This window comes from Bacteroides sp. 1_1_14 (genome assembly GCF_000162515.1).
Lineage (GTDB): Bacteria > Bacteroidota > Bacteroidia > Bacteroidales > Bacteroidaceae > Bacteroides > Bacteroides thetaiotaomicron.
The window spans coordinates 781,001-793,302 of record NZ_GG774702.1; the positions used below are offsets into that span (position 1 = coordinate 781,001).

Sequence of the window (12,302 nt, forward strand, 5' to 3'; positions counted from 1 at the left end):
AACAAGCATTGTTATCTCATTTACTTTTACTCTCTCCGGAGAACATTCATGGCTGTTTGTTAACCTTCCCATGCGTGTTTCTACTACTGTATATTCCTCTGGTTCACCTCTTTCACCCGCAATCGCCTTATTTATCAAAGGTTCAGGAAAAGGGTGGAAGAGGTGATTGTGATAAATATGCTATGGGCATATTCTTGATTAGCTAATAGCTTATTGTTTTTTGCTAAATCTAATGGGGAGTTTGCTCATATAATAAATACTCTATTCACTCTGCTAAAGAAGAAAATCAGTGTAGTTCTCATTCTGCTATTTGAATCAGATATGCATTTTCCAGTGCAAGGTAATCTTGTTTGTACTGTGCGGTTAAATCTCTGACAAAACAGTACTGAATTAACGGATGAGCATTCATTCTTGTATTGAGGAGTGGTAGAAAGTTCTTGGTAATATAGAAAGTATCAATAACTTTGCCATTATCTTCTTTGATTGTTATACGGTAATACTCACTCAATTTGTATTCACCTTTGATGGGAATGGCATTTTCTTCATCCAGCACTATATGTTCTTTTTCAAAGTTGCCTGTTTTCATGTTATTATCTGAATAATACAAATCTACTGTTCCTTTGCTGTCTTCCGCATTCATAAAAGTAAATACATATTTATTAATCGGATATGAATTGCCCACTTTGTTCATTAACTCAGTGTGTTCTTCAGATGTAAGCTCGTCTCCCTTCACAATGACTTTTGCTGTAAACGCCTTATGAGTAAGAGTACGATATTTTACAACGACAGACAGTATATACATATTATTCGAACTGTCTTCTATCTTGATGGATGCGCGTCCTATTTCCTTTGCCTTCAATGTTAAACTTCCGTTGTGGTAGTTTACTTGTACCACTTTCTCATTCTCATTGGTCACTTTGTAAGTTCCGTCTCCACCCTTGATGAAGAGTGGTGTCGTTTCTTTGCTGAACGGAGTCAGTGTGTAAGAACGGCTCTCGTTGTCGAACTTAATTTGAGGATCTTCATATTCCAGAGTGATTGGAGAAAAGTTGTCATCATTGTCATTACAGCTCACGAGGCAAATAATACAAAGGAATAACGAAAGTATTCCTGTTAGTTTTTTGGTAGTCATGCTAATTAAAGTTTTAAATGTGCGATATTAGTTTAGTTCTCGTCTGCAAACTTATGAAAAAGAATTGAACTGTTTCTTTATTTGTGCTATTTTTTAGCAGAGATCGGCATAAATGATTAGAATGTAACTAATAATAGCAGCTAATGCTTTGATTATTTGCTTATTTCGTAAAAAATGATATCTTTGTAGTGCAGTAATGTGCTTTACGTTATTCTCCTGTGCTCACAATGTTTAGATTATAAATATAAATTGTTTAATCTTCTAAAGTTTGCATGATGGAAAAGAAAAGAATTGGCTCAAATGCCGGGAAAGTATGGCGCATCTTAAATGAAAAGGGCGAACAGTCTATGTTCACTTTGTGCCATGAGTTAGGTTTGACGTTCGAGGATGTAGCGATTGCTATCGGCTGGTTGGCAAGGGAAAACAAAATCCTGCTTAGAAAAAAAGAAGGAATGCTCTATGCCAGTATTGAGAATGTTGAATTTACCTTTGGATAAATGGGGACTGACCCACATTTAAGGAGAATATCCACTTGATTATTTACACTGTTGAAAACATAATAAGGTGGGTAACTGAGACTTTTTGCACGCCATCCTGTATTTTTCTATTCCATAAGAATCTTCTTTTTTGAGGCATTTAATCTACTTTTTAGTACCTTTGCGCCCCATAAACTACTAAACACATAATTCATGAGTTCATTGAAAGGGCACCCGAAAGGCCTTTACCTAATTTTCGCAACGAGCACGGCAGAACGTTTCAGTTACTACGGTATGCGTGCTATCTTTATCCTCTTTCTGACGCAGGCATTGCTTTTTGATAAAGAAGCGGCGGCCTCTATCTACGGTAGCTACACCGGACTGGTCTATCTGACTCCGTTGATCGGCGGATACATTGCCGATAAATATTGGGGCATCCGTCGTTCGGTATTTTGGGGAGCGGTGATGATGGCAGTCGGTCAGTTCCTGATGTTTATGAGTGCCTCTTCACTGAACAATACAGACCTTGCCCACTGGCTGATGTATGGCGGACTCGGATTCCTTATTCTAGGCAACGGTTGCTTTAAGCCTACTGTTACTTCCCTCGTCGGACAACTATATGAACCCGGAGACAAACGTCTGGATGCAGCATACACCATATTCTATATGGGAGTGAATGTCGGTTCTTTCGCTGCTCCTTTGATTTGCGGTTTCTTGGGAGACACAGGAAATCCGCAGGACTTTAAATGGGGATTCCTCGCATCTGGAATCATGACGTTGTTTACAGTCATTCTCTTTGAAACTCAGAAGAATAAATACCTTTTCTCTCCTTCTGGCGAACCGATTGGCATCGTTCCCGACGCTAAACGCGAAAGGAAGGAAGATAAAGCCGAACACATCTCACATCCGAAGATGGATAAGCGTACCAAAATACGTAACATTATTATAATCACTGCTCTTACCGCTGCCTTAATCGCTTTCTTCAGCTATGCCTTCAGCGGCGACTGGGTGAGTATCGGTATTTTTACTGCCTGCATTGTCTTCCCCGTTCTTATCCTGTTGGATGGTTCGTTGACTAAGATAGAACGCAGCCGTATTTTCGTCATTTATATTGTTGCCTTCTTCGTGATCTTCTTTTGGGCAGCCTACGAACAGGCAGGAGCTTCTCTGACGCTTTTTGCATCCGAACAGACCAATCGTGATATTCTCGGCTGGGAGATGCCGGCTTCGTGGTTCCAGTCATTCAATCCGCTTTTCGTGGTGATTCTTGCTTATATCATGCCGGGCATATGGGGCTTCCTGAATAAGAGAAAGATGGAACCGGCATCCCCGACCAAGCAGGCAATCGGCTTGCTGCTCCTTTCACTAGGCTATCTTTTCATCTGTTTTGGAGTGAAAGATGCGATTCCCGGAGTAAAAGTGAGCATGATCTGGCTGACAGGACTTTACTTTATTCATACAATGGGCGAAATCGCTTTGTCTCCTATCGGACTTTCGATGGTCAGCAAACTGAGCCCGTTGCGTTTTGCTTCTCTGATGATGGGTATCTGGTATCTTTCGATGGCCACCGCAAATAAATTTGCAGGTATGCTGAGCGGCCTCTATCCCGAAGACGGAAAAGTGAAATCAATCCTTGGTTATCAGATCGCTACCATGTACGACTTCTTCATGCTGTTCGTCATTATGTCCGGTGTTGCCTCACTGATTCTGTTCCTTCTCTCGAAGAAATTACAGAAGATGATGCACGGGGTAGAATAAAAAATTGTATTTTTGCGACAACTTTTTTAAAATGACCGGTTATGGATACCATACAGATAAAGGACAAGCAATTTACTGTTTCCATTAAGGAACAGGATATTCAAAAAGAAGTGATTCGCGTAGCGAACGAAATCAATCGTGATTTGGCAGGTAAGAATCCGCTCTTCCTCAGTGTGTTGAACGGCTCGTTCATGTTTACCGCCGACTTGCTGAAGCATATCACGATTCCGTGCGAAATTTCATTCGTGAAGTTGGCATCTTATCAGGGGGTGACTTCCACCGGAGTAATTAAAGAAGTGATCGGGCTGAATGAAGACATTGCCGGACGTACGGTAGTGATCGTAGAAGATATTGTAGATACCGGACTGACGATGCAGCGTCTGCTGGATACACTGGGCACACGCAACCCCGAAGCGATTCATATCGCCTCTTTGCTGGTGAAACCGGAAAAGCTGAAGGTCAATCTGAACATAGAATACGTAGCGATGGAAATACCGAATGATTTTATCGTTGGCTACGGATTGGATTATGATGGTTTCGGACGCAATTATCCCGATATTTATACTGTAGTAGATTAAATTCAAATACAAATTAATTTTTAGGTTAAAAAGATGTTGAACATTGTAATTTTCGGTGCTCCGGGTTCAGGAAAAGGAACGCAGAGCGAACGTATTGTAGAAAAGTATGGAATCAACCACATCTCGACAGGAGATGTATTGCGTGCAGAAATCAAGAACGGCACGGAACTGGGCAAAACTGCTAAAGGTTACATCGACCAGGGGCAGTTGATTCCGGATGAATTGATGATTGATATTCTGGCAAGCGTATTCGATAGCTTCAAAGACAGCAAAGGTGTAATTTTCGACGGTTTCCCAAGAACAATTGCACAGGCGGAAGCATTAAAGAAGATGTTGGCGGAAAGAGGACAGGATGTTTCTGTAATGTTGGATCTCGAAGTTCCGGAAGATGAACTGATGGTACGTCTGATCAAACGTGGCAAAGACTCCGGTCGTGCCGACGACAACGAAGAAACAATCAAAAAACGTCTGCATGTATATCATTCACAGACATCTCCGCTGATCGACTGGTACAAGAACGAAAAGAAATACCAGCACATCAACGGTCTGGGTACTATGGATGGTATCTTCGCTGATATCTGCGAAGCAGTAGACAAATTGTAATAAATAAAAAATATGGCTGAATCGAATTTTGTTGATTACGTAAAGATATACTGTCGCTCAGGCAAGGGCGGAAGAGGCTCTACGCACATGAGGCGCGAGAAATATTGTCCTAACGGAGGTCCCGATGGGGGCGATGGTGGAAGAGGAGGCCATATTATCTTGCGTGGTAACCGTAATTACTGGACATTGCTTCACTTGAAGTATGACCGTCATGCGATGGCAGGTCATGGCGAATCGGGCAGCAAGAACCGTAGTTTCGGAAAAGACGGTGCGGATAAAGTGATCGAAGTACCCTGCGGAACGGTAGTGTATAACGCCGAAACCGGAGAATACCTTTGCGATGTGACGGACGACGGACAGGAAGTGATCTTGCTGAAAGGCGGTCGTGGCGGTCAGGGCAACAGTCATTTCAAGACGGCTACCCGTCAGGCTCCGCGCTTTGCGCAGCCGGGCGAACCGATGCAGGAAATGACGGTGATCATGGAGCTGAAGCTGTTGGCAGATGTAGGACTGGTAGGTTTCCCGAATGCGGGAAAGTCTACGTTACTTTCTGCTATTTCGGCTGCGAAACCGAAGATTGCCGATTACCCGTTTACGACACTCGAACCGAATTTGGGAATTGTTTCCTATCGCGATGGAAAGTCATTCGTGATGGCGGACATACCGGGTATCATCGAGGGAGCCAGTCAGGGAAAAGGATTGGGACTGCGGTTTCTGCGTCATATCGAGCGTAACTCGTTGCTGTTGTTCATGGTTCCGGCGGATAGCGATGATATCCGCAAGGAGTATGAAGTATTGCTGAATGAGTTGCGTACGTTCAATCCCGAAATGCTGGACAAACAACGTGTGCTGGCTATCACGAAGAGCGATATGCTCGATCAGGAGCTGATGGACGAGATTGAACCGACATTGCCCGAGGGTGTTCCGCATATATTCATTTCTTCTGTTTCCGGTTTGGGAATCTCAGTGTTGAAAGACATTCTGTGGGAGGAACTGAACAAGGAAAGTAATAAGATAGAAGACATTGTTCACCGTCCGAAAGACGTGACCCGTCTGCAACAGGAACTCAAAGAGATGGGCGAGGATGAAGAACTCGACTATGAATATGAGGAAGACGCTGACGACGACGATGATGATCTCGACTACGAATACGAAGAAGAGGATTGGGAGGAAAAATGATTTCAATCACAAGAGATAAAAGAATGTTGGGGTATGAGTCGTTAAGCTCATACTCCAACATTTCTCATTTTGTAACTACCCGGCAGGGAGGGTACAGCGAAGGAAATTATGCGTCATTCAACTGTACGCCCTACAGTGGAGACGAGGCGGAAAAGGTCCGGCGGAATCAAACGCTTCTGATGGAAGGAATGTCGCAGACACCCGAAGAACTGGTGATTCCTGTGCAGACTCATGAGACGAATTGCCTGCTGATCGGGGATGCTTATTTATCGGCTTCGTCTCAACAACGACAGGAGATGCTGCACGGAGTGGATGCTTTGATTACCCGCGAGTTGGGATATTGCCTTTGCATTTCTACTGCGGATTGTGTTCCTGTGTTGATATATGATAAGAAACATAGTGCCATAGCTGCCATTCATGCCGGATGGAGAGGGACGGTAGCATACATCGTGCGTGATACTTTGTTGCGGATGGAAAAGGAGTTTGGCACAAGTGGAGAAGATGTAGTTGCCTGTATCGGTCCGAGTATCTCATTGGCTTCTTTTGAAGTGGGTGAGGAAGTGTATGAAGCATTTCAGAAGAATGGTTTTGATATGCCTCGTATTTCTATCAGGAAAGAGGAAACCGGAAAACATCATATCGACTTGTGGGAAGCGAACCGGATGCAAATCCTTGCTTTCGGTGTGCCGTCCGGACAAGTGGAGCTTGCCCGGATATGTACGTATATTCATCACGACGAGTTTTTCTCGGCAAGGCGTTTGGGCATTAAGTCCGGACGGATTCTGTCGGGGATCATGATTCATAAATAATAGACTTGAACGTAAGTTGATATAAACTTGAATAAAAGTATGTTTGAAATAAAAGTATCTCAGGAAATAAAGAACGCCTGCCCTGTTTTTGCCGGAGCAGCCGTATATGCAGCAGTGAAGAATACTGCTTACTGCGATGGACTTTGGAAAGAAATAAATACTTTCACAGAAGACTTGACTACCACCACCCAAATGGCAGACATTAAGTTGCAACCTGTGATTGCTGCTACCCGTGAGGCTTATAAGCGTTGCGGAAAAGATCCGGGGCGTTATCGTCCGTCGGCAGAAGCGCTGCGCCGTCGCCTGATGCGTGGCATCCCTTTGTATCAGATTGATACTTTGGTTGACCTTATCAATCTGGTTTCTCTCCGTACCGGACATTCTATCGGTGGCTTCGATGCGGATAAGATACAGGGTAACCATCTTGAACTTGGCATTGGCAAAGCGGAAGAACCTTTCGAAGGTATCGGTCGGGGCATTTTGAACATTGAAGGATTGCCGGTGTACAGAGATTCTTTTGGAGGAATCGGGACACCGACAAGCGACCACGAACGTACGAAGATGGATGTCGGGACTACTCATATTCTCGCGATAGTCAACGGGTATAACGGAAAAGAGGGATTAAAGGAAGCTGCTGAAATGATTCAATCCTTACTGAGGGATTATGCCGGATCGGATGGCGGCGAGCTTATCTATTTTGAATAATAAAGGAATACATGAAGAACATACTTATTTTATTGACAGTCCTGCTTTTACCAACTCTTGCTTATGCGCAAAGTAAATCCTCTTTTTCTTCTATGGAGGTGAATCATGTACGGGTTGCTACTCCCGGACTTTTTGCGAAAAGCAATCATATATATCTGCATTTGGATTCTTTGCAAGAGCATGAATATGCTTTTCCCTTACCGGGAGCCAAAGTTATTTCCGCTTACGGAACTCGCGGAGGACATTCGGGAGCAGATATAAAGACGTGTGCCAAAGATACGATTCGTGCTGCTTTTGATGGAGTCGTACGTATGTCGAAGCCATATTATGCTTACGGAAATTTGGTTGTAGTCCGTCATGCGAACGGGCTGGAAACGATTTACAGTCATAACTTCAAGAATTTGGTACAGAGCGGAGATACGGTGAAAGCCGGACAACCTATCGGACTGACCGGACGTACCGGCCGTGCTACTACGGAGCATGTGCATTTTGAAACCCGCATTAACGGTCAGCATTTTAATCCGAATCTTATTTTCAATCTGAAGGAGGGCACATTACGAAAGGAATGTATTAAATGTACGAAGAATGGAAATGGGGTAGTGGTGAAGCCACAGGCGAATAATAATCGTGTGGCACAAAATAAAAAGTGAAAGAACTGAGATGGTCTGAAAAAGACGGAAGGGGATTGACTAAAAAGACAATAGTATCTCCCCTTCCCTTCGGGAAGGAGGGGTGGCTGAAAGCCGGGGTGGTAGGTAAAATAGGGTTGTCTATAATTTGCAGTGAATAAGTGGACTGCGTATTCACCTACCACCTCCCCCTGCGGGTACTCCTCCTTCCCGAAGGAGGAGAATTGAGATACTACCGACTTTTTAGTCACTCCCCAGTTATCGGCAGTCAAATGAAAGCGTTTGCTTATTTCATGATATGTTTGCCATAATTCCATCCTTTGAGGTCGTATAGCTCTGCATCCTTACGAATCCTTTCTTTAAAGTCTTCATAATTCCTTTTTTCTTGTGGTGTCCATCCGGCTTCGGCAACGGCGGCAAGACGTGGCAACATCAGGTATTCGAGAACGGAAGGTTCGGTCACCCATTCGGTCCAAAAGTTGGCTTGTACACCTTTATAATAAGGTTGCAAGGCAGCATCCACGTCTTTAAGCGGCTGATAGTTATAAACGGCCTCCACAGTTTCCGTTCCATGTCCCTGCGACATCGGTTCCGTGGGAAGTTTCGACTGTTTTCTGTTGATATAATAAGGTATTTGCGGGCTCAGGATGGTGTTCATTCCTTGTTTGGCAGCCTGTTTTGCGGCGGCATTAGCTCCGATCCATGCCATAATGGTGATGTCATTGCCAAGGATACTGGTATTTCCGTGAAGCACTTCGTTCCAGAATATAAGTTGGCGTTGTTGATCGGCAGGTTTGGTGGCAATGTAATCTTTTAGTTGTTTGTAGAAATAAATCTGCAAGTCTCTGAAGTTGGAAGAACCTATTTCACTCAGCAGCTTCTTGCATTCGTCATTCTTTTGCCATTTATTAGTGGGGCATTCGTCACCGCCTAAATGAATATAATTGAATGGAAACAATTCAGTGAGTTCATCAATTACCTCTTTGGCAAATTGCATCGCTTTCGGGTTGGCTACGTTGATTACATCAGTAGAAATCCCTTGTTGTAGCCATACTTCATGTTTATTCTCCGGGTCGCACGCCAAGAACTCCGGATAAGCTGCAACGGCTGCCTGTGAATGTCCCGGAATGTCTATTTCGGGAATGATTTCTATAAATTTCTTCTTTGCATACGCTACGATTTCTTTGATATCTTTTTGAGTATAAAAGCCGCCATAACGCTCACCGTCTGGTTTCACGTCACCGTATGCAAGTACTTTGCTGTTTCTCCATGCGCCTGTCTCCGTCAGTTTGGGGTATTTCTTTATTTCGATTCTCCAGCCTTGATCTTCTGTCAGATGCCAGTGGAAACGATTCATTTTGTAGATGGCCATCATGTCGATCACTCGTTTTATCTCATCTTTACCGAAGAAATGTCTGCCTTCGTCCAGCATAAAACCTCTCCATTCGAAACGGGGAGCATCTTCAATCTCGACAGATGGGAGACTCCATTGTGAATGGTCGGACGTTGCTACGCCTGCCATTACGTTGCGGGGCATCAGTTGCTTTAGCGTTTGTAGCGCATAATAGAAACCTGCCGGACGGGAGGCTTCGATCCGGACTTGTTTTTTCGAGACGTTCAGCTTATAAGCTTCGGCGGGAAGTTGTGGATTCAAATCTAAGATAATCCTTGCTTTAGCTTCTTTTTGAGTAGATGAAACCTTGATGCCGGTTGCTTCTTGCAATTCCTTTTTGAATGATTCAAAGACCATGCGGATGCTGTCTCCCTGATAAGGAGTGACTTTGGCTTTAAGTTGGTTGCCAAACTCAAAGCGGCCGTCTTTTACGGTAAGGTGAGCCGGTTGTGGGGTGAGAGCGATTTCTTGTGCTGTAAGCATCTCATTGCTACCGAGTAGCAATAGCAGGGGTAGAAAATGTTTGATTTTCATGGTAATTGGGGGTATTTAAATAAAAAGTATAACAGCGGACGAAGATAGAAATAATAAATCAGAAAAGTATGTCTTTATGATTATTTTGTTTGCTCTTTTTGATTTGTTTGATCTAGGTTCCCCATAAATTTGCTTAATTTGATAAATTAGTGTTTCTTTGCACCATGATATAAGTCATGATAACTAACCCCCATTATTACAACTTATGAAAAACAACAAGATTTATCTGTTGGGAGCCTGCCTCCTGTGTGCTGTTACTGTTTTTGCGCAGAATGTTAGTCTGCAACCCCCTCCTCAACAACTCATTGTTCAAAACAAGACCATCGATCTGCCTGCTGTCTATCAGCTGAATGGCGGGGAAGAAGCCAATCCGCATGCTGTAAAGGTACTGAAAGAACTGCTTTCCGGTAAGCAAAGCAGCAAGAAAGGGATGCTTATTTCTATTGGAGAGAAAGGTGACAAGAGTGTGCGTAAATATAGCCGCCGGATTCCTGACCATGAAGAAGGCTATTACCTGTCTGTGAATGAAAAGGAAATCGTACTGGCCGGAAACGACGAACGAGGTACTTATTACGCTCTGCAAACTTTTGCGCAATTGCTGAAAGACGGGAAGCTGCCCGAAGTAGAAATCAAAGATTACCCTTCTGTACGGTATCGTGGAGTGGTAGAAGGATTTTACGGAACTCCCTGGAGTCATCAGGCACGCCTTAGCCAACTGAAGTTTTACGGTAAAAACAAGATGAACACTTATATATACGGTCCGAAAGATGATCCGTATCATAGTGCTCCCAACTGGCGTTTGCCTTATCCCGACAAAGAAGCTGCCCAGTTGCAGGAATTGGTGGCGGTAGCCAACGAGAACGAAGTTGACTTTGTATGGGCGATCCATCCGGGACAGGATATCAAATGGAATCAGGAAGACCGTGATCTTCTGCTCGCTAAGTTTGAGAAGATGTATCAGCTCGGTGTCCGTTCGTTCGCCGTATTCTTTGATGATATCTCCGGTGAAGGTACTAATCCGCAGAAACAAGCGGAACTACTGAACTACATTGATGAGAAATTCGCACAGGTAAAACCGGATATAAACCAACTGGTGATGTGCCCTACGGAATATAATAAAAGCTGGTCGAACCCTAATGGCAATTATCTGACTACGCTGGGCGAAAAACTCAATCCTTCCATTCAGATCATGTGGACGGGAGACCGTGTCATTTCCGATATTACCCGTGACGGCATTTCATGGATTAACGAACGAATCAAGCGTCCGGCTTATATCTGGTGGAACTTCCCGGTGTCCGATTATGTGCGCGATCATCTGCTTCTCGGTCCTGTGTATGGCAACGATACTACGATTGCCAAAGAGATGTCGGGCTTTGTAACCAATCCGATGGAACATGCCGAATCGTCAAAGATAGCGATTTATAGTGTGGCAAGTTATGCCTGGAATCCTGCCAAGTATGATACATGGCAGACGTGGAAGGATGCGATCCGTACCATTCTGCCAAGTGCAGCGGAAGAACTTGAATGCTTTGCAATGCACAATTCCGACTTGGGACCTAACGGACATGGATACCGCCGCGAAGAATCTATGGATATCCAACCGGCTGCCGAACGTTTCCTGAAAGCGTTCAAAGAAGGCAAAAATTACGATAAGGCAGATTTCGAGACTCTTCAATATACGTTCGAACGCATGAAAGAATCCGCCGATATCCTGTTGATGAATACGGAGAACAAACCGTTGATTGTGGAAATCACTCCTTGGGTGCATCAGTTTAAACTGACGGCTGAAATGGGAGAAGAAGTGCTGAAGATGGTAGAAGGCCGGAATGAATCTTATTTTCTGCGGAAATACAATCATGTGAAGGCTTTGCAGCAACAGATGTTCTATATCGATCAGACGAGTAATCAGAATCCTTATCAACCGGGAGTAAAGACAGCTACGCGAGTGATAAAACCATTAATTGACCAGACTTTTGCCACAGTTGTGAAATTCTTCAATCAAAAGTTTAATGCTCATCTGGATGCCACTACCGATTATATGCCGCATAAGATGATCAGTAATGTGGAGCAGATCAAGAACCTGCCGTTGCAGGTGAAAGCGAACCGTGTACTCATTTCTCCTGCCAATGAAGTTGTGAAATGGGCGGCTGGAAACAGTGTTGAAATAGAACTGGATGCTATCTATCCGGGAGAGAATATTCAGATAAACTTTGGTAAGGATGCTCCTTGTACATGGGGACGCCTTGAAATCTCTACGGACGGCAAGGAATGGAAAACGGTGGATCTGAAGCAGAAAGAAAGCAGATTGTCGGCCGGTTTGCAGAAAGCTCCTGTGAAGTTTGTCCGCTTCACGAATGTGAGTGATGAAGAACAGCAGGTCTATTTGCGCCAGTTTGTTCTGACTATAGAGAAGAAATAAGAATGATTATATAGGCTGACTAAAAAGTCTGAACTACCCACAATTCCCCTCCTTCCCGAAGGAGGAGAGTTGGAAGTTACCACCGAC

Annotated in this window: 12 protein-coding genes; 10 read left to right on the forward strand and 2 right to left on the reverse strand. The window is 43.9% G+C overall.

Features of this window, described 5'->3' with window-relative positions:
* Positions 1-298: 298 nt before the first annotated feature.
* Positions 299-1,132, reverse strand: a complete 834-nt coding sequence (locus HMPREF9007_RS21405) for a hypothetical protein (protein ID WP_008760052.1) — start codon at positions 1,130-1,132, stop codon at positions 299-301.
* Positions 1,133-1,404: 272 nt separating this feature from the next.
* Between HMPREF9007_RS21405 and HMPREF9007_RS21400 the strand changes: the two genes are divergently transcribed.
* The 9 genes from HMPREF9007_RS21400 to HMPREF9007_RS27430 all read left to right on the forward strand — a co-directional run bounded on the left by HMPREF9007_RS21400 (position 1,405) and on the right by HMPREF9007_RS27430 (position 8,030).
* On the forward strand, positions 1,405-1,629 hold the full coding sequence (locus HMPREF9007_RS21400) for a winged helix-turn-helix domain-containing protein (RefSeq protein WP_008760053.1): 225 nt from the start codon (positions 1,405-1,407) through the stop codon (positions 1,627-1,629).
* Positions 1,630-1,821: 192 nt separating this feature from the next.
* A complete protein-coding gene (locus tag HMPREF9007_RS21395; protein ID WP_008760054.1) occupies positions 1,822-3,366 on the forward strand; it encodes a peptide MFS transporter in 1,545 nt (514 codons plus the stop codon).
* 41 nt (positions 3,367-3,407) lie between these two features.
* On the forward strand, positions 3,408-3,944 hold the full coding sequence (gene hpt / locus HMPREF9007_RS21390) for a hypoxanthine phosphoribosyltransferase (protein ID WP_008760055.1): 537 nt from the start codon (positions 3,408-3,410) through the stop codon (positions 3,942-3,944).
* A gap of 33 nt (positions 3,945-3,977) precedes the next feature.
* The gene (locus tag HMPREF9007_RS21385) at positions 3,978-4,547 is read left to right on the forward strand and encodes an adenylate kinase (RefSeq protein ID WP_008760056.1); all 570 of its coding nucleotides are present in this window, start codon (positions 3,978-3,980) and stop codon (positions 4,545-4,547) included.
* Positions 4,548-4,559: 12 nt separating this feature from the next.
* Complete coding sequence (gene obgE, locus HMPREF9007_RS21380) at positions 4,560-5,726, forward strand: GTPase ObgE (protein ID WP_008760057.1); 1,167 nt, start codon at positions 4,560-4,562, stop codon at positions 5,724-5,726.
* Complete coding sequence (gene pgeF, locus HMPREF9007_RS21375; RefSeq protein ID WP_008760058.1) at positions 5,723-6,535, forward strand: peptidoglycan editing factor PgeF; 813 nt, start codon at positions 5,723-5,725, stop codon at positions 6,533-6,535. Before obgE ends, pgeF begins: the two co-directional genes overlap by 4 nt.
* Positions 6,536-6,574: 39 nt before the next feature.
* Positions 6,575-7,240: a phenylalanine--tRNA ligase beta subunit-related protein gene (locus tag HMPREF9007_RS21370; RefSeq protein WP_008760059.1), complete on the forward strand. Its 666-nt coding sequence runs from the start codon at positions 6,575-6,577 to the stop codon at positions 7,238-7,240.
* An 11-nt stretch (positions 7,241-7,251) separates the two neighbouring features.
* Entirely contained in the window at positions 7,252-7,890 is a 639-nt protein-coding gene (locus HMPREF9007_RS21365; RefSeq protein WP_008760060.1) for a M23 family metallopeptidase, read from the forward strand.
* Positions 7,887-8,030 (forward strand): hypothetical protein, encoded by a 144-nt coding sequence (locus HMPREF9007_RS27430; RefSeq protein ID WP_167541978.1) that lies wholly within the window; start codon positions 7,887-7,889, stop codon positions 8,028-8,030. Before HMPREF9007_RS21365 ends, HMPREF9007_RS27430 begins: the two co-directional genes overlap by 4 nt.
* Before the next feature lie 125 nt (positions 8,031-8,155).
* Here HMPREF9007_RS27430 and HMPREF9007_RS21360 read toward each other — a convergent pair whose 3' ends face one another.
* Complete coding sequence (locus HMPREF9007_RS21360; protein ID WP_008760061.1) at positions 8,156-9,796, reverse strand: beta-N-acetylhexosaminidase; 1,641 nt, start codon at positions 9,794-9,796, stop codon at positions 8,156-8,158.
* A gap of 205 nt (positions 9,797-10,001) precedes the next feature.
* On the opposite strand from HMPREF9007_RS21360, the gene HMPREF9007_RS21355 reads away from it, so the two are divergent.
* Positions 10,002-12,215: a beta-N-acetylglucosaminidase gene (locus HMPREF9007_RS21355; RefSeq protein ID WP_008760062.1), complete on the forward strand. Its 2,214-nt coding sequence runs from the start codon at positions 10,002-10,004 to the stop codon at positions 12,213-12,215.
* Positions 12,216-12,302: the final 87 nt, after the last annotated feature.